At 71.5% G+C, this 17,642-nt stretch carries 13 protein-coding genes; 5 read left to right on the top strand and 8 right to left on the bottom strand.

Annotated features, from left to right (window positions below):
• Positions 1–2: 2 nt before the first annotated feature.
• Genes IG90_RS0104410 through IG90_RS0104380 form a run of 7 tightly spaced genes read right to left on the bottom strand, consistent with a single transcriptional unit; the run spans position 3 to position 7,907 of the window.
• Entirely contained in the window at positions 3–1,418 is a 1,416-nt protein-coding gene (locus IG90_RS0104410) for an FAD-dependent oxidoreductase (protein WP_030577809.1), read from the bottom strand.
• Positions 1,418–3,301, bottom strand: coding sequence for a squalene--hopene cyclase (gene shc, locus IG90_RS0104405; RefSeq protein ID WP_033893651.1), 1,884 nt, complete (start codon positions 3,299–3,301; stop codon positions 1,418–1,420). Before shc ends, IG90_RS0104410 begins: the two co-directional genes overlap by 1 nt.
• Entirely contained in the window at positions 3,298–3,726 is a 429-nt protein-coding gene (locus tag IG90_RS0104400) for a DUF2834 domain-containing protein (RefSeq protein ID WP_051859977.1), read from the bottom strand. Before IG90_RS0104400 ends, shc begins: the two co-directional genes overlap by 4 nt.
• On the bottom strand, positions 3,713–5,251 hold the full coding sequence (locus tag IG90_RS0104395) for a flavin-containing monooxygenase (protein ID WP_051859975.1): 1,539 nt from the start codon (positions 5,249–5,251) through the stop codon (positions 3,713–3,715). The genes IG90_RS0104400 and IG90_RS0104395 overlap by 14 nt, the downstream gene beginning before the upstream one ends.
• Positions 5,248–6,141, bottom strand: a complete 894-nt coding sequence (locus tag IG90_RS0104390) for a 1,4-dihydroxy-2-naphthoate polyprenyltransferase (protein ID WP_051859974.1) — start codon at positions 6,139–6,141, stop codon at positions 5,248–5,250. Before IG90_RS0104390 ends, IG90_RS0104395 begins: the two co-directional genes overlap by 4 nt.
• Positions 6,135–6,845: a methyltransferase domain-containing protein gene (locus IG90_RS0104385; RefSeq protein ID WP_030577797.1), complete on the bottom strand. Its 711-nt coding sequence runs from the start codon at positions 6,843–6,845 to the stop codon at positions 6,135–6,137. Before IG90_RS0104385 ends, IG90_RS0104390 begins: the two co-directional genes overlap by 7 nt.
• A 12-nt stretch (positions 6,846–6,857) precedes the next feature.
• Entirely contained in the window at positions 6,858–7,907 is a 1,050-nt protein-coding gene (locus tag IG90_RS0104380) for a polyprenyl synthetase family protein (RefSeq protein ID WP_157846282.1), read from the bottom strand.
• A gap of 377 nt (positions 7,908–8,284) precedes the next feature.
• Between IG90_RS0104380 and IG90_RS0104375 the strand changes: the two genes are divergently transcribed.
• Positions 8,285–9,661, top strand: coding sequence for a cytochrome P450 (locus IG90_RS0104375; protein ID WP_233435891.1), 1,377 nt, complete (start codon positions 8,285–8,287; stop codon positions 9,659–9,661).
• Positions 9,662–9,781: 120 nt separating this feature from the next.
• Here IG90_RS0104375 and IG90_RS0104370 read toward each other — a convergent pair whose 3' ends face one another.
• On the bottom strand, positions 9,782–10,948 hold the full coding sequence (locus IG90_RS0104370) for an IS701 family transposase (RefSeq protein WP_051859973.1): 1,167 nt from the start codon (positions 10,946–10,948) through the stop codon (positions 9,782–9,784).
• A 573-nt stretch (positions 10,949–11,521) separates the two neighbouring features.
• On the opposite strand from IG90_RS0104370, the gene IG90_RS0104365 reads away from it, so the two are divergent.
• The 4 genes from IG90_RS0104365 (at position 11,522) to IG90_RS0104350 (ending at position 17,612) form a co-directional block, all read left to right on the top strand.
• Complete coding sequence (locus IG90_RS0104365) at positions 11,522–12,880, top strand: aminopeptidase P family protein (protein WP_411572611.1); 1,359 nt, start codon at positions 11,522–11,524, stop codon at positions 12,878–12,880.
• A gap of 45 nt (positions 12,881–12,925) precedes the next feature.
• Positions 12,926–14,368, top strand: coding sequence for an aminopeptidase P family protein (locus tag IG90_RS0104360; protein ID WP_030577781.1), 1,443 nt, complete (start codon positions 12,926–12,928; stop codon positions 14,366–14,368).
• Positions 14,369–14,817: 449 nt separating this feature from the next.
• Positions 14,818–17,211 carry a sensor histidine kinase gene (locus tag IG90_RS0104355; RefSeq protein ID WP_030577778.1) on the top strand — a complete coding sequence of 798 codons (2,394 nt, stop codon included), beginning with the start codon at positions 14,818–14,820 and terminating at the stop codon, positions 17,209–17,211.
• Positions 17,208–17,612, top strand: coding sequence for a roadblock/LC7 domain-containing protein (locus IG90_RS0104350; protein WP_030577775.1), 405 nt, complete (start codon positions 17,208–17,210; stop codon positions 17,610–17,612). The genes IG90_RS0104355 and IG90_RS0104350 overlap by 4 nt, the downstream gene beginning before the upstream one ends.
• The last annotated feature ends 30 nt before the right edge of the window (positions 17,613–17,642 follow it).

Below are 17,642 nucleotides of genomic sequence, written 5' to 3'. Positions count from 1 at the left end.
GATCACCTCCGCCGGCGGCGCCGGGTCAGGGCACGGACGGCCGCGGCGACCGGCAGGAGGGCCCGGCGCAACGTGCGGGCGAGGGCCGGGCTGATGTCGCCGATGGGGTCGATCCGTACGGGTGGGAGGCCGGGGCGGGTGGCCGCGCGTACCGATTCGGCAGCGGTCAGCCCGGAGCGCACGGCGCCCTCCATGCCGGCCACGCCGGGTGGCGCGGCGCAGAAGTCGCCCGCGATGTGCAGGTTCTCCAGGGTGGTGGTGCTCAGGGGCCGGTAGCGGTCGAGACCGGGGCCGGGGGCGAAGAACGGTGCGGTGAAGTGCGGCTGGTAGCAGACGTGCTCGATGTCGCTCCAGGTCAAGTCCGTTAGGTAGGTGCTGAGTTCGTCAACCAGTATCTTGACGGCCGCGTCCTGCGGCAGGCCGGCGAGGAGGGAGACCCGGCCGACGACACAGTTGAGGACGGTGCGGTGATGCCCCTCGAAGGCCTGGCCGATGTCGAGGAGCGTGATGGCGTGCGGCGATCCGACGAGGCGGATGTGCTCGTCGGGCAGCCGCGGCAGGTGGCGGCGCAGGTAGATGTGGAGCGCACCGAGCGGGCGTGAGGTGAGCTCATCGATCCCATGCGGTGGTTGCAGGGATCCGGTGACGTCGCCGCCGAGGGCGGACAGCTGTCCGTGCGGCACGGCGAGCACGACGTGGCCGGTGAGGTCCTCGGTGACGGTGGCGCCGTCGGCCGTGTTCCGCAGCGTCAGGCTCCTGACCCGCCCGGCGTCCACGGACACGCCGACGAGCTCCCGGCCGGTGCGCACCTCGACGCCGTCCTCCTCCAGACGCCGCCGGAAGGGCTCGATCAGCCACTGGTGGAGGTCGCCCCTGGGCATCATGACCCGTCCCGGGTGGCGGGCGAACGCGGCGATGCTGCCGCGGAATCCCGCCGCCGACACCGCGGGGCTCTCCGCCGCGCTGGAGGCGACGAAGAGGTGCTCGATGTCGGCGATCGCCGCGTCGGTCAGGTACCACCTGCTGTGCAGGAAGTCGTGCAGGGACTCGTCGCGCGCCCCGTACTCCCGGGACAGGAGGTCCAGGACGCCGTAACCGAAGAGCAACCGGTCCGCGGCGGGGGTCACCGCCGTGCGGAAGACGGGGAACTCGCCCGGCAGCAGCTGGTGGAACTGCTGGGTCGCCCGCAGACTGCCGCGCAGGCCGAGGTCGTCGAGGAGCCGCAGCGTGTTGCGGTACCAGGCCGGGAAGATGTGCACGCCGTGGTCCTCGACCCTGCCGTCGATGACCTTCGAGCCCGCCATGCCGCCCAGCTCCTGGCCGGCCTCCAGCAGTCGTACCGGCAGGCCGAGTCCGCGCAGGGTCCAGGCCGCGGTCATCCCGGCGAGCCCGCCGCCCACCACGGTGACGGTGCCCATCACCGCTCCCGCGCGACGAGGGCGGCCCGGTACTCCGACAGGGCCATCACGGGGTAGATGAGGCGCAGCAGGCTGTCGCGCCAGTACAGGCCGTCGTGGTGCACCACCCAGGTGTGCCAGGGTTCGGCCCAGTCTCCGTCGGGCTGTTGGGTGCGGGTCAGGAAGTCCACGCCCGCGCGCACCGGAGCGCTGTCCTCGCGGCCGGCCGCGACGAGGGCGAGCAGCGCCCAGGCCGTCTGGGAGGGGGTGCTCGCGCCCCGGCCGATCCACTCGGACTGGTGCAGGGCGCGGATGTCCTCGCCCCAGCCGCCGTCGTCCTGCTGGTGAGCGGTGATCCAGTCGCAGGCACGGGAGACCGCCGGGTCGTCGCCGGGAACGCCGCAGGCGGTCATGCCGGTGACGGCGGCACTCGTGCCGTGGAGGTGGAAGCAGGCCCACCAGCCGGGCCAGGAGCCGTCGGCGTGCTGGTTGCGGCGCAGCCAGTGGATGCCACGCCGGGCGGCCGGGGTGTCCGCCCCGCCGTCGGCGCCGAGCGCCTCGAGGACGTGTCCGGTGATGTCGGCGGAGGGCGCTTCGAGGAAGCCGATGGACGCGAGCTTGTCGCGGCCGGGCAGCCGCCAGCGCAGCGGTTCGAAGGCCGCCCAGCCGCCGTCGTCGCCCTGCTGGGACAGCAGCCACCGGTGGGCGCGCTCACAGGCGGCGTCCACGGCGCGGTCACTGCCGCGCGGGTGGATCCGGCGCAGTGCGGCCATCGCCCAGGCCGTGTCGTCGGCGTCGGGGTTGGCGTTGTTGGTGAACTCGTACGGCCAGCCGCCCGGGACCGGGTCCGGGGTCAGCACCGCCCAGTCGCCCAGCTCGGTGACCTGGTTGTCGAGCAGCCAGCGCACCGCCGGTTCGGTGGCCGCCTTCGCCTCGGGGCCGCCGGCCATGACGTTCGCCGACAGCCCGAGGGCGGTGTCCATGACCACGGAGGTCCACATCTCGATGCGGCGCTGCCCGTCCTTGTCGACGACGTACCGGTCGAGGCCCGCCATCGCGGCTCGCAGGACCGAGTGGTCCTGGGGGCAGCCGACGGCCGTCAGCCCCATGACGACGTTGGCGGTCTGCGGCCAGTTGCCGCCCCAGCTCCCGTCCGTCTCCTGGGTCCTGATCAGCCAGCGGGACGCCTTGCGGATCGCACGGCGGCGCAGCGGGCCGACGGGGTGACGGCCGTAGAGGTGGCTGAGGGTGGTCGCGGCGCGCACCGCGAGAGGGCGCGGCAGGCGACGCCGGCCCGGCTCGGCGAACAGCTCCCGGATCTCGAACCCGGCCGGGACCACCGGGCGTTCGGCCATGAACAGGCTGTTGGCGACGACGATGCCGCGGGCCGCGGCCCCGAACTGGTAGATGTTCCCCGGGAACGAGCTGGGCAGCAGGACGATCTCAGGCGGGATCAGCGGGATGTCGCGCCACGGCCACAGGCCGATCAGGGCCAGCCACGCCAGCATGATGAGGTTGTCGACGGACTCGATGCCGCCGGCCTCCCGGATGGAGGCGGCCGCGGCCCGCAGCTCGGGTTCGTCCGCCGCGTGTCCGGCCAGGCGCAGGGCCACGTAGCAGAACACGGACAGCAACAGCTCGTCGGGCCCGGCGTGGTAGGAGGCCCAGCCACCCGTCGGCGTCTGTTCCGCGAGGATGGTGCGGGCGGCGGCGGCCACGGTCTCGTCCACCGGCAGCCGCAGGTAGTGCCGGAGGATGACCTCACCCGACTCGCCGATCAGGCTGGTCTCGAAGTCTCCTTTCCAGTACCCCGAGGGGTCCTGGCGGGCCCGCAGGAGGTCGGCGGCCAGAGCCAGGGAGCTCTCGGCGCTCGCCGCGGACCCGGTGGCTTCGCTGGTCGTCATCGCTGCCTGCCTCTCGTCGGTGTGCGGTGGCCGGGTGGGGCGGCCTCGGTGCCGCTGCCGCGCGCGGCGGCGATCTTCAGCTGGCGTACGTACATGAAGGCGCAGAAGCTCGCGACCAGGGCCAGGGCGGGTGCGCCGACGATGTACGCCCACACGTGCGCGATGCCGTGCCGCCGGCCTTCGACGATCATGAACACGGCCAGCGCTGCCCAGACGAGGACCAGGTCGGCGTAGACGAACACGGTGGCCGCGTTGACCGTGGCGTCCCGCAGGAAGTTCCGGACGATGCCGAGCGGCCCGGCGTCGGATTCCCGCACCACGAAGGCCACGGCCTGGGCGCCCATGACGAGGCCCCCGCCGAGCGCGAAGAGCCCGTAGGTCAGGCACAGGGCGCGGTCCTGGCCGCTCAGGTCACTCGGTGGCATGGCGGTGCCCTCCCTCGGGCGGGTCGAAGCGGTAGTCGTCGAGGTCGAAGTGGCGGGCCCGCCAGGTGGCCTCGTACGTGGCGGCGGGACGGACGGCCGGCGCGTCGCCGTACCGGTCGAAGTAGTAGCTGTTCGCGCCGCGGCAACTGTCGTGCGCGAACACGGTGTTCGGCTGGCGTCGCAGCACCCGGCGGAAGGACCTGTCGTGCTTCTCGGGCCGGACGACGGCCTGGGTGGCGCCCCGCCGGCGGGCCTCGGTGATCACCCGGAGGATGTGGGTGACCTGGTAGTCGATCATGCCGAACCAGGATCCGCCGGTGAAGGAGTACGGCCCGACGATGAACCACAGGTTCGGGAAGCCCTTGACCGAGGTGCCCTCGTAGGTCTGGAAGCGTTCGACGCGCCAGAACTCCGCCAGGTCGCGGCCGCCGAACCCGTGCAGCGGGAAGGGCGGCAGGTTGTCCAGCACATGGAATCCGGTGGCGAGGATCAGCACGTCGAGCTCGTGCTCCTCGCCGTCGGCCGTGGTCACGCCGGTCTCGGTGACCCGGGTGACGGGTTCGGTGACGAGGCTGACGTTGTCGCGGGTGAACGCGCGCCAGTAGCCCTTGCCGAACGAGGGACGTTTGCAGCCCAGTCGGTGGCGCGGGGTGAGCCGGGCCATCAGGTCGCGGTCGCCGCGGACCTGGCTGCGCAGGTACAGCCGGGACGCGGCCTCGCCCGCCTGGACCAGGAAGGGGAAACGCCGGTAGTGGATCATGGCGAGTACGAAGCCGACCTCGGTGGCCGTGTCCGTGACCTGACGGACGGTTCGCTGGCTCCAGGGCGCCGCCGCGAACATCCTGCGCACCGCGCGCGGTATCGGCACGTCGGGCTTCGGGAAGATCCAGTTGGGGGTCCGCTGGAAGACGTGCAGCCGGTCCACCGACGGGGCGACCTCCGGGAGGAGCTGGATCGCGGAGGCGCCGGTGCCCAGGATGCCGACCCGCCGCCCGGCCAGCTGAACGGACGGGTCCCAGCGGGCGGTGTGCATGAGGTCGCCCGCGAAGCGGTGCAGCCCCTCGATGTCCGGCGTCTTCGGCTTGGTGAGCCATCCGGTGGCGCACACGACGAAGCGGCCGGTGACCTCGGTGCCGTCCGTGAGGCCGACCCGCCACAGGTGCGCCGCCTCGTCGTACACCGCCCGTTCGACCGTGGACCCGAACCGGATCCGCCCGCGCAGGCCGTACTTGTCGACGCACCGGTCCGCGTACGCCTTGAGTTCCACGCCCGCCGGGAAGGCCCGCGACCACGACGGGTTCGGTTCGAAGGAGTACGAGTACGAGAAGGCGCTGATGTCCACCGCGACGCCCGGATAGCGGTTGGCGTGCCAGGAGCCGCCGACGTCTTCCTGCGCTTCGAGGAGAAGGAAGTCCTCGATCCCGGAGCGCCGCAGCCCGATCGCGGTGCCGATCCCGGAGAACCCGGCGCCGATGACGAGCACCTCGTGACGCGGTGCGCCGCTCTCCCGTTCGACTCCGTTCACAGCGCCACCCCGATCGTGAGCAGCGCACCGAAGACGAGCAGCAGCACACAGGTGTGCTCGAGGACCGGGATCAGGTCACGGCCACGGGCACCCGCCCGCACCCGGCGCACCGGCAGGACCGCGGCCGGCAGGGCGCCGAGGACGAGCAGGGCCCACGGGCGGGCCGGGGCCAGCAGCAGCGCGCAGCCGAAGGACGCGGCGATCAGGGCCAGGTAGTAGTGGCGGGTGCGCCGGTCGCCGAGCCGGACCGCGACGGTGATCTTGCCCGCGGCGGTGTCGGTGGGAATGTCCCGCAGATTGTTCGTCGTCAGCAGGGCACAGGCGAGCAGCCCGATGGGCACGGAGGCGCCGAGCGCGAGCAGCGGTATCCGCTCGAGCTGGATGTACGCGGTGGCGCACACGGCGATGACACCGTGGAAGACGAAGATGCTGATGTCGCCGAGCGACCGGTAGCCGTACGGGCGTGCGCCTCCCGTGTAGTACCAGCCGCCCAGCGCGCACACCACCGCGAGGGCGAGCAGCCACCACGAGACGGTGACGGCCAGGGCGATGGCGCTGAGCACGGCGACGCCGTACAGGGCGATTCCCGAGCGCAGCACGCGACGAGGTGAGGCCTGTCCCGAGCCGACCAGCCGGGCGGGCCCCACACGGTGGTCGTCGGCGCCGCGCACCCCGTCGCTGTAGTCGTTGAAGAAGTTGGTGCCCAGGACGAAGCCCAGGGCGAACAGCATGGTGAGTGCGGCCCGCCATCCGCTGAGGCTGCCGTGCGAGGCGGCGACGGCGCTGCCCACCGCTACCGGAGCGAGGGTGACCGGCAGCGTCTTGAGGCGGGCGCCCACGATCCACGCGTGCAGGGCGCCGACGGCCGGCTCATCCGGACGTGTCAGCATTTGCGTCCAACCCCCAGGTACAGCACTCCGGTTGACCGAGTGGGAACCATGCGGACCTCCTCACGTCGTCCGACCAGATAGCGCAGTCCGTCCCGGACGTGCGGGCGCAGCCCGGTCAGTCGCAGGGCCACGCCTTGGGCGTGGGCGGTGGCGACGAGCCGCCGCCGGTCGACGAAGAGCCGGTGGTCGTGGGTGCCGCGCGGTGGTCTGCCGGGCAGGGGCAGGTTCTCGGCGACGCCGATGGCCAGCACGCGGGCGAGCACGGTGGTCGCGATGGTGTCGACGATCAGCGTCCCACCGGGTCGCAGCACCCTGCAGGCCTCCTCCACCGCGCGGAACGGGTCGGGTACGTGTTCGAGGCACTGCCCGGCCGTGACGACGTCGAACGAAGCGCCCGCGAAAGGGAGCCGGCCGATGTCCGCCTGGGCGACCGCGTCGAATCCGTGGCCGAGCGCCTCGCGCAAGGAGCGGGACGACAGATCGACCCCGATCACCTGGTACCCCTTGCCTGTCAGGTGCGGCCCGAACAGCCCTCCCCCGCAGGCCACGTCGAGCAGACGGGCTCCCTCGCGCGTGGCGCGCGGAACGTGGGCGGCGCGCGCACGGGCGATCCAGCCGAGCGGAGCGAGCGGCCCTCGCGGGTCCCACCAGGCATCGGCGAGTGCGTCGTAGTCGGTGATGAAGTCGCTGCGGATTCCCGGCACGAGCACCCTCCCTCACGGAGCCGTGGGCAGGACGTGAAGTGCCGGATGCTGGGTGGCGAAAACGTCGATGAGATCACGCAGGCATTGCCGCACCACGGGCGCCCTTCGCATGGTCGCCGGATGTGTTTCGACGGCATGCAGCGCATCCGAGATATGCCGTTGCGCCAATTCGGCGGCCCGGTCTATCGCACCGCATTCCCGCACCACGGCGACAATCCTGCGGCATTGCTCGTCGGAAATGGGGAGATCGCGCAGGAGCGGCAGCACCAGGTCGGGAACGTCCTTCACCGCGTAGATGACCGGAAGGGTGTAGACGCCGTTCATAATGTCTTTGGCCTGCTGTTTCCCGGTCTCCTCGCTACAGATGTCGAGAATGTCGTCCCAGATCTGGAACGCCATGCCGAGGTGGTGCCCGAACCGTTCCAGCGCCGCCCGGGCGTCGTCCGACGCCTCCGACCGGAGTGCGCCCATGCCCGCGGCCGTGCGCAGCAGGCGCGCGGTCTTGCCCGAGACGGCGGCGAGATAGTCCTCCTCCGTGCGCTGCGCATCGTGCAGTTGGCTCGACTCCAGCATCTGCCCGACGCAGACGTCGATCAGCGTGTCGGCCATGACCTGCACCCGCGTCACGTCCAGGGAGGCGGCGACCTGCATACAGCGCGCCAGGAGGTAGTCGCCGGCCAGCAGGGCGAGCGCGTCGCCGTACACGGCGTTCGTACTGGGTCTGCCGCGCCGCAGCGTCGCGCCGTCGATCAGGTCGTCGTGGCAGAGGGTGGCGATGTGGAGCGTCTCCACGACGGCGGCGGCCTCGATGACGCGCTGTTGCGCGACGGTGTCCCGTACGCCCTCCGGCAGATCCTCCAGCAGATAGGAGGAGAGCAGGACAAGCGTGGGCCTCAGCATTCGGCCCGGCTTCTCCACGGCGTATCGGATCGGTTCGCTGATTCGCCCCTGGGAGGGAATCACCAATGACCTCAGTGATTCCCGTACCCGGGCCAGGTCCTCCTGAAGGCGCCCTTGAACCCGGGATAAATCCTCGCGGTTCGGAACGTGGTTCGGGCGCATTGCCGGAACTGAAGTTCTCTTCACTCGCATGCCTCCCCCGTGACCAGTCGAAGGTGACCCACAGGCTAGGATCCGTCAACTCGACGGCGCCAGAACGCAATTACTCAATTGCCGAAAGGAACGGGAGTCTCCACCTCCACTCTCACGCATCGAATGGCGGAACTGGGCATTTCGTGGCGAAGTTCCGGCCCACCCGCACACACCGTGACCCACCCCATACGCATCATGTGATTCAGATCACACGCACCCCCTTGAGGTGACATGCCAAAGAAGCGTCCGCGCCCGGATGCGGCATGGACGGTGCCTCCCACCCTCCTTACAGTCCACGTGCTGGCCCCGTGCGACCCCAAGCAGCCAAGGAACACAAGGAGTCGGTCATGGACATGAACAACGTTTCCACGGCGCCCCGGGCCCCCGGCGCCCGGCCTCTGGTGGGGCATCTGCCGGCCTTCCTGCGCTCACCCCTGGCGTTCCTGCGCACCCTGCCCGCACACGGCCCGGTGGTGGAGATCCGGTTAGGCCGCATGCCCGTCATGGTGGTGTGCGACCCCGAACTGACGCGCTCCGTACTGGTCCAGGACCGGGTCTTCGACAAGGGCGGCCCGCTCTTCGAGCGCCTGCGCGAAGCGGGCGGCCAGGGCCTCGCCACCTGCCCCGCGGCCGAACACCGCCGCCAGCGCCGCCTGATGCAACCCGCCTTTCACCAGGCCAGGTTCCCCGACTACGCCCGCATCATCACTCAGCGGATCGACACCGTCGTGGGCGGCTGGCACGACGGCCAGGTGCTCGACCTGGGCATCACCTCGCGCAGCCTGACCGCCGACATCGTGCTGTCCTCGGTCTTCGGCACCCGCCTGGAGCCGGCGATCCACGCACGTCTGGCGGCGGACTTCGACACGCTCATGGCCGGCTTCACCCGGCACACCCTGCTGCCGAAACCGCTGCGCAAGGTGCCCACGCCGGGCACCGTCCGCTACCTGCGGGCCACCGAACGCGTCCGCCGCTCGATGACACAACTCACCGCCGAGCGCCGCCGACGCGGCGACGCCGAAGGTCCTGAAGGCGCGACCCTCCTGTCGATGCTGATGGCCGCCCGCGACCCGGACAGCGACACTCCCGCCCTCACTGACGACGAACTCGTGGACCAGGCCGTGACCATGTACTCGGCAGGTACGGAGACCACGGCCGGCGCGCTGAACTGGAGCCTGCGCCTCAGCGCCACGCACCCCGACGTGCACCGGCGCCTCACGGGCGAGGTCACCTCCGTCCTCGGCGGCCGCACGGCCCGCTGGGAGGACCTGCCCCACCTCACCTACACGCGACAGGTGTTCACCGAAGCGCTGCGCATGCACCCGCCCGGCTGGTTCCTGACACGCCGGACCGAGAAGGACACCGAACTGGGCCCGTACGCCCTGCCCCGCGGCACGACCCTCGCGTACAGCCCGTATCTCATCAGCCACCTGCCCGAGCTCTACCCGGACCCGCTGCGCTTCGACCCCGACCGCTGGGACGCCCAGGGCTCCAAGCCCCGGGTCCCCTTCGCGGTGTTCGGCGGCGGAGCCCGCAAGTGCATCGGGGACGAGTTCTCGATGATGGAGGGCGTCATGCTGCTGGCGTCCCTGCTCAGCCACTGGGACGTCACCCTGCTGGACACCCGCCTCACCCAGCCCCGCCTCCCCCAGCTCACCCTCAACCCCGGCAGGCTGAGGGTCACGCTCACCTCACCCGCGCGGTCGGCGACGAGCTCGCCATGAGGCGCCCCCGTGCGGCGCGCACTCCCGCAGGGGTGCGGCGCGCCGCACGGGAGTACCTGACGTACCGGCGCTCGGCCCGGACGAGGGGCGGGGACCGACCCGTCGAGTCCGTGCCGCGGATCAGGCCGCGCCGCTGTCGGTGCCCGTCGCGGTCAGGCGCTCGAAGGCGTAGGCCGCCGACATGAGCGTCATGTGGTGGTGCCAGCCGGGGTAGGAGCGGCCCTCGAAGTCCGCGAGGCCGAAGTGGTCCCGCAGTCGGCGCACCGTGGCGGGGGTCCGCTCGGCGGTGTCCGCGAGGGCGAGCACCGCCATGGGCTGGTGGTGGGTGAGATCGGTGAGGAAGTACCTCGGAGCGCGGTCCTCCCCGGCCGGGAGCTCGACGATCACCCTGCACAGGCGCCGCCGTGCGGCCGACGCCCCGACGGCCGGCCGGACGACACAGGTCCGCACCCGGGAGGGCCCGCGCCCGGGCGCCCCCGCCGCGACACCCGCGTCACTCAGGGGCAACCCGGGGGCACTACGGAGGAGTTCTCGTGCAAGGACCGGCCCCCGGTCACCGGCCCGCGGATGCAGGACGGTGTCACCGGAGATCCGTGCGACGAACCCTGTCCCGAGCGTGGCGACCCCGGACAGGAACATGGCGTCGTGCGGGACCCGGGTGAGGTCGACGACGACCGGGAACCCCCTGCGACGAGTGGCGCGCGTCCGGGCCCGTACGAGATCGAGAGCGCAGGCTCCCTCCGCGGGTGTGACCTCGTCCTCGGCGATGCGGGCCGCGGCTCGCCACGCCCCGTCGCTCTGCCACCGCCCCGGCAGCACCAGGCGCCAGTCGACCGGTACGCACAGGTCGGCCGACGCCAGGAACAGGCCGACGGCCAGCTGGCCGTTGACCCCACCCTCGGTGTCGGCGGTCGCCCGCCGGTGCACGCCGGCCGAGTGCTCGCCGCGCTTGGGTATCGCCGCCACCTCCAAGCCCCAGACCGTGGTCGCACGGCGCTGCTCGACCCACTCGGCGAGCGCGTGCCGCACCGGCCGCCAGTCCCAGGGGCTGACGTTGACGAACTGTTGCAGGGCCTGCGCGGTGTGCGGGGAGTCGGAGACCGCGGCCGCCATCCGCCGCAGCGACTTCTTGCCCGGGGTCGACAGCAGGCCCCTCACGTACTCGCGGGAGCGGTTGCGCTGGTCCGTCCGCGAAAGGCTGCCGAAGAGACGGTCGATGAACTCCGACAGCGGTTCCTCCTTATGGCCCGGGATTTCACGGTGCCGCTGGACGGCGATATCGCTCATGTCCGATCCCCCTGTTTGATCTCGCCCCTGACAGCTGCAACAACATAGGGAGCACTCCGTTCGTACGTCCAGGCAGTGGAGCGAAGCCGCACCGGCCCGGCGGGGCCTGCGATGAGACCTTGCGCGTCCCCGGCTTCCCCGACCGGCTCGATGCCTCGGTCCGGTTTCCGCGATCCTCGGCAGAGCGAAGGACAGGCCGGCGGCAGCGAGAGCCAAGGGAGACGTGAGGACGCTGGTCGCCGTCACGGGACGTCGCGCCATCACGGCCGTTTCTCGAGCAGGCCGAGATCCCTCAGGACATCCCGGTCGACCAGGTGCGAAACGGCCGAGCAGCGACCACGCAGGACCCCGGCGGCCAGGGGTGGGTCGGCGGCGCGGCAGGGTTCCGATGGGGCCCACACCTTGCCCTGTAAAATGTCACACCGTACATTGCAAGCTCCATCCACCCACGATCGAGGAGGAACGAGCGTGACGGATTCGCACCGGGAGGCGGTCGCAACTGATGAGTCGGACGAGGGCAGGACGCGGAAGAACGGTCTGTACGGGGACGTGAGCGCCGAGCTCGCCGAGAACATGAGGCAAGGCTGGGCGGACACCGAGCGCCACGACCTCGAGCCCATAGCGCAGGCGGTGTACACCGCACGCCGCCGGGCGACGCTCTCCGCCCTCTTCCCCGGGGAACTGCTGGTGATCCCCGCCGGCAACCCGAAGGTCCGCGCCAACGACACCGACCACCCGTTCCGGCCGTCCTCCGACTACGTCTATCTGACGGGTGACCAGTCACAGGACTCCGTGCTGGTCCTGGAGCCCGGTCAGGGCTGCGAGCACCGGGCGATCGCCTATCTGCTCCCCCGGTCCGACCGCGAGAGCGGGGAGTTCTGGCGCGACTACCACGGTGAGCTCTGGGACGGCCGACGCAACAGCCTCACCGAGAACGAGCGGCTCCTCGGCCTGCCCTGCCGCGATGTCCGCACGCTGACCGAGCGGCTCGCCTCGGCCACCGGCCCGATCCGTCTGCTGCGCGGCCACGACGCGGGCGTCGACGCCGCCCTGGACGACAGGGTGACCGCCGAGCGCGACACCGAGTTCCGCACCGCCCTGTCCGAAATGAGGCTGCTCAAGGACGAGTTCGAGATCGCCGACCTGCGTCACGCCTGCCGGGCGACCGCGCGTGGCTTCGAGGACGTGGTGCGCGTCCTCGGCACGGACACGCCGACCCTGGAGCGGGCCGTCGAGGGCACCTTCCGGATGCGTGCGCGGATCGAGGGCAATGACGTCGGCTACGCGTCGGTCTGCGCGGCGGGACCGCACGCCACGACCCTGCACTGGGTCCGCAACGACGGCGAGGCCCGCCCGGGCGAGCTGCTGCTGATCGACGCCGGAGTGGAGAGCCGCAACCTCTACACCGCCGACGTCACCCGCACCCTGCCGGTCGACGGCCGCTTCACGCCGATCCAGCGCAGGGTGTACGACGCGGTGTACGAGGCGCAGTCGGCCGGCATCGCAGCGGTCAGGCCAGGTGCCAAGTACCGGGACTTCCACCACGCGGCCCAGCGTGTACTGACCGAACACCTCGCCTCCTGGGGGCTGTTCGGCGAGCGGTCGGTGGACGAGGCGTACGAACTCGGGCTGTACCGCCGCTGGACGCTGGCCGGCACGGGCCACATGCTCGGGCTGGACGTACACGACTGCGCGAAGGCCCCCACCGAGCTGTACGTGGACGGGACGCTGGCGGCGGGCATGGTGCTCACCGTCGAGCCGGGCCTGTACTTCCAGTCGGACGACCTGACCGTGCCCGAGGAGTTCCGCGGCATCGGCGTGCGGATCGAGGACGACTTCCTGGTCACCGACGAGGGCAACGAGAACCTCTCGGCCGGCCTCCCCCGGGCCGCCGACGACGTGGAGGCGTGGATGGCCCGGCTGCGGGGCTGACGACCGGATGACGCGGGACCCCACAGGATGACGGGAAGGCATGTGATGGAACAGCGGGACGGCTCGCGCGGGGCGCGGAGTCACGATCGTCGGACACCGGCCGCGGTGGCCGAGGTCTTTCGGCAGGGGTGGGCGGACACGGACAGGAGGCTGCCGCCCGTCTCCGGAGCGGCGTGCGCGGCCGAGCGGCGTGCGGCGGTGTCCGAGAGGTTCCCCGGAGAGCGGATCGTCGTCCCGGCGGGCGGGCTCAAGACCCGCAGCAACGACTTCGACTACGCCTTCCGGCCGCATTCGGCGTTCATCCACCTCACCGCCGAGCAGGGGACGTCCGCGGTGCCGGACAGTGTGCTCGTCTTCGAACCCACCGGCAGCGGGCACGAGGTCACCCTGTTCACCCGGCCACGGTCGCCGCGCGACGCCGGCCCTTCCGGGGCGGAGTTCTACAGCGACCGGCAGCACGGCGAGTTCTGGGTCGGCCGACGCCGGACGCTCCAGGAGACCGCGGACGCCCTCGGTGTGGAGGCGGTCGCCCGGGAGCGCATGGAGTGGGCACTCGGCGGCGGCGTCCCGACCCGGGTGGTGCGCGGCGAGGACGCCCTCGTCGACGCGCTGATCCCGCCGTCCGCACCGGCCGAGGCCGAACTGCTCGCCTTCCTGTCGGAGTTGCGGCTGGTCAAGGACGCGTGGGAGATCGATCAGCTGCGCGCCGCCGTCGGGCACACGGTCGCCGGCTTCCACGACGTCGTCGGTGAACTGCCGCAGGCCACCCGCCTCGCGCGGGGCGAGCGGTGGGTCGAGGGCACCTTCAACCGGCGGGCCCGGCTGGAGGGGTACGGTCTGGGGTTCGAGACCATCGCGGCGGCCGGCGCGCACGCGTGCGTGCTGCACTGGATGCACAACGACGGCCCGGTGCGGGACGGGGAGTTGCTGCTGCTGGACGCGGGTGTCGAGGCCGACTCGTTCTACACCGGGGACGTCACCCGGACGCTGCCAGTCGGCGGCCGCTTCTCGGAGGTCCAACGGCGCGTCTACGACCTGGTGTTCGCCGCCCAGTCGGCGGGTATCGCCGCGCTGCGGCCCGGTGCGCCGTACGGCGCCTTCCACGACGCCGCGACGCGCGTCATGGCCGAGGGGCTCGACGCCTGGGGCCTGCGGCCCGGTGGCGGGGCGATCCCGCACGAGGCCGGCCTGTACCGCCGGTACACCGTCTGCGGTACGGGCCACATGCTCGGCCTGGACTGCCACGACTGCGCCGCCGCCCGCGGCGAGACGTACCCGGGCGGCGTGCTGGAGGAGGGCCACGTGCTCACCGTCGAGCCCGGGCTGTACTTCCAGCCCGACGACCTGACGGTCCCCGAGGAACTGCGCGGCATCGGCGTGCGGATCGAGGACGACTTCGTCATCACGGCCGACGGTGCGCTGTGTCTGTCGTCGGGTCTGCCGCGCGGTGCGGACGAGGTCGAGGCGTGGATGGACGCGCTGCGGTAGGGGCGCGCCGCCCGTCGGCCGACGAGGTCTCCGGGGAGCTGCCTGATGGTCGAAGTCGCCGACACCGCGCTCCTGCCTCCCGCGCCGCTGATCAAGGCCACCACCCTCGGCCACGTCAGCGGAGGCCAGCGGCGGCCTCGGCGTCGGCTCGGGAGACTGCGCGGGCAGCGCGTGCAGGGCGGAGAGCGCTCAATAACCGTTGTTTTCCGCACACTTGTGATCGAGGACAGACCATCCCTGTGCGGTAGGTGCGCAGATTTTTCAGAGATTCACCCGTCCGGAGGCGTGCACTACGGCATAGGATCATGCCGCGCGCCTCTGGGGCCTCTTCTGCCCCACCAGCCCCCTTCCTCTCACCGAAACGCACTCACCGACACCCTCCACGACTCGTTAACAGGTATCTGCGTGTCACCGATACTCGAGCCCGGTTCCGGCGACGGAGCCGCGCAGTGAAAATCAATCGTCGCCTCGTACTCCTCGTCACCGCACCGCTCACCGTGGCCGTCGCCTTCTCGGTTCTGGCGCTCGCGCCCGCGACCAACCAGGCGCTCCAGGCCGACCGGCTGACCTCGATGATCCATGCGGCGGACGGGGCAAGCGAGTTGGCCCATATGTTGCAACGTGAGCGGGCGGCGGCCACCGCCCTGATCTCCGAACAGGATGACGCGGACACGTTCCGGTTACGTGCGAACGCGACCGACAGGAGCATCGCCGGATTCCGCAACCGGACCAAGGAACTCTCCGCGTTACCCGGCAGCGCGCAGGGCGCTCTGGACCGTATCGAGCGCTTCATCGAAGAGATACCCGGGCTGCGCGCCCAGGTGCGCTCGGGCAGCAGCACCGTCTCCGCCCTCGCCTTCGGCTACCGGATCGTGATCGCCGACCTCAACAGCTACCGCGACGGCATCGCACAGGCGGACGGCGTCGACGCCGACATCGCGGACCGGATCCGCGCCGCGGCCGCCCTGTCGGAGGCCGCCGAACACACGGCACAACAGCAGGTCACCGTGGCGAGGGCGCAGGCGGCGGGCGGTTTCACCACCGCCTCCCAGCGGACCTTCGACGCCGGCCGGATGGGCTACACCGAGTCGGTCGGCGCCATGTTCGACCTCGGGCCGGGCGAATGGCGGACCTGGCTGGAGCGCACCCTCTCCGGGGCGAAGGCGCTGGAAGCCCGACGGCTCGAGGACGAGATCGGGCGCACGGGCGCCGGCAAGGACATCACGGTCACGCCGAAGGAATGGCAGAAGGCCGCCAACGACCGCCAGGAGCTGCTGCGTTCGGTGGAAAAGCGGGTCGACGCGGCCGTCCTCGCCGAGGTCTCCGACGTACGCACCACCCTCATATGGACGGCCGCCGCGGAGGTCGCCCTGGTGGTGCTGACCCTGGTCGGCGTCGTCGTCGTCGCGATCCGCCTGGGGCGCGTCATGATCCGGCGGCTGCGCGATCTGCGCAACGCCGCGCACGAGGTCGCCCACTCCGGGCTGCCCGCCGTGATGAGCGAACTGTCCCAGCCCGGCGCGCTGCGCGGCGCGACGCCCGAGGAGGTGGCCCGGCGGACCGGTGACCCGGTCAGGACCACGGGTGAGGACGAGATCGGCGAGGTCGGCGAGGCGTTCAACGCCGTCCACCACGAGGCCGTCCGCCTTGCTGCTCAACAGGCCCACGCGCACGAGCAGTTGGCCGAGACGCTGGTAGGTGTCGCCCGCCGGGGAGCCCGGTTGACCGCCGTCATGGTGTCCGAACTGGACACCGTGCAGCGCGACGAGGCCGATCCCGTACGGATGAAGACCCTCTTCGCTCTCGACCACCTCGCCGTCCGCATGGAGCGCAACACCAACAACCTCCTGGTGCTGGGTGGTTACGGGAACGCCCGGGTGCGCTCCGCCGATGTCGGGTGCTCCACCGTCATCGTGGCCGCCGCCCAGCAGATCGAGCGGTTCGACCGCGTCTCGCTCGGCGCGATCGAGTCGGGGATCGGCATCACCGCCCGTGCCGTGCACGACGTGGCGCACATCCTGGCGGAACTGCTCGACAACGCGACCCGGTACTCACCCCCGGACAAGCAGGTCGGCGTCGCCGTCTGGCGGCTGTGGGACCGTGCCGTCGTGCAGATCGTCGACGAGGGGGTGGGCATCACGGCGGAGCGCCGCGCGGTCCACAACGCCGCGTTGCGCGAACCGCAGGCGGGCATCGGCGACGTACGGTCCATGGGTCTGCATGTGGTGGCACGGCTCGCCGCGCGCCACGGCATCGTTGTCGAACTGCGCGACTCCTCCGGCCCCGGCACCATCGCCGAGGTGACGCTGCCCGCGAAGGTGCTGGCGCTGGACCTGCCGGAGGAGGGGAAGCAGCCGGGCGTACGGGGCGACGATGCCGGCTACGAGACGCCCCGGCCGATCACCCCGCCGGGGGCGGGGGGCCGCCGGCAGCCGGCCGGAGCGGACGCGCGGCCCGCCCGCGGGAGCGCGACGGTCGGTGCGGGTGTCGGCACGCGTGAGCGGGGGCACGACACCACGCCCACGCCCGCACATGAGCGGGGGCTCGGCAGTACGCCCGCGCCGCATCCCGTGCACGACGAGCCCGCGACGCGTGTCGCCGGAGTCAGTTCATCGGGGCTGCCCGTGCGGCAGCGCAGAGCGCCTCAGCAGTGGCCCGCCGCGGGCAGACGGGACGGCGCCGAACAGCGCGCCGGCGCCGGTGCTCCACGGCCGTCGCCCCGCCGCCGGGACTCCCGGCAGGTCTCCGACGTACTGGCGGCCTACGCCCAGGGGATCAACCGGAGCACGAACCACCGGGGGCGTTCCGCCCCGGACGACAACACCGAACGGACCGAGAAATGACCACCTCCTCCGACCTGAGCTGGATCCTGAGCGATTTCGCCGGGCGCCTCCCGGAAGTCACCCAGGCGATAGCCGTGTCCGTGGATGGACTCGCGCTGGCGTACACGGGCGTGGAACGCGACGACGCCGAACGGCTGGCCGCCATCGCGTCCGGCGTCGTCAACCTGCTCTCCGCGGCAGCCCAGTTGACCAACACCGACCCCGTGGAGCACAGCCTCACCGCGATGGAGGGCGGCTACATGTTCTCGATGGCCGTCTCCAGCGGCGCCTCGCTGCTCGTGACCACCACCAGGGACGCGGACATCGGTGAGGTCAGCTACATGATGTCCGAACTGATCAACCAGGTCGGTGACTCGCTGTCCCCCCAGGTACGCGATCCGAGCTTCCCGCCGTCGCGCTGACCGCCGGTCCGGCCGTACCAGCCGACGCTC

The organism is Streptomyces anulatus (assembly GCF_000721175.1).
GTDB classification, from domain to species: domain Bacteria; phylum Actinomycetota; class Actinomycetes; order Streptomycetales; family Streptomycetaceae; genus Streptomyces; species Streptomyces anulatus_C.
The sequence above is the reverse complement of the archived record's forward strand: the minus strand, read 5'-3'. Positions and strand labels throughout refer to the sequence as shown.

What these genes read in the sequence shown, in the direction of transcription:
- IG90_RS0104375 (WP_233435891.1), top strand. Translation starts at nt 8,285, where the DNA reads ATGGACATGAACAACGTTTCCACGGCGCCCCGGGCCCCCGGCGCCCGG.
- IG90_RS0104360 (WP_030577781.1), top strand. Translation starts at nt 12,926, where the DNA reads ATGGAACAGCGGGACGGCTCGCGCGGGGCGCGGAGTCACGATCGTCGG.
- IG90_RS0104350 (WP_030577775.1), top strand. Translation starts at nt 17,208, where the DNA reads ATGACCACCTCCTCCGACCTGAGCTGGATCCTGAGCGATTTCGCCGGG.
- IG90_RS0104370 (WP_051859973.1), bottom strand. Translation starts at nt 10,948, where the DNA reads ATGAGCGATATCGCCGTCCAGCGGCACCGTGAAATCCCGGGCCATAAG.
- IG90_RS0104400 (WP_051859977.1), bottom strand. Translation starts at nt 3,726, where the DNA reads ATGCCACCGAGTGACCTGAGCGGCCAGGACCGCGCCCTGTGCCTGACC.
- IG90_RS0104390 (WP_051859974.1), bottom strand. Translation starts at nt 6,141, where the DNA reads ATGCTGACACGTCCGGATGAGCCGGCCGTCGGCGCCCTGCACGCGTGG.
- shc (WP_033893651.1), bottom strand. Translation starts at nt 3,301, where the DNA reads ATGACGACCAGCGAAGCCACCGGGTCCGCGGCGAGCGCCGAGAGCTCC.
- IG90_RS0104380 (WP_157846282.1), bottom strand. Translation starts at nt 7,907, where the DNA reads ATGCGCCCGAACCACGTTCCGAACCGCGAGGATTTATCCCGGGTTCAA.
- IG90_RS0104410 (WP_030577809.1), bottom strand. Translation starts at nt 1,418, where the DNA reads ATGGGCACCGTCACCGTGGTGGGCGGCGGGCTCGCCGGGATGACCGCG.
- IG90_RS0104365 (WP_411572611.1), top strand. Translation starts at nt 11,522, where the DNA reads ATGAGGCAAGGCTGGGCGGACACCGAGCGCCACGACCTCGAGCCCATA.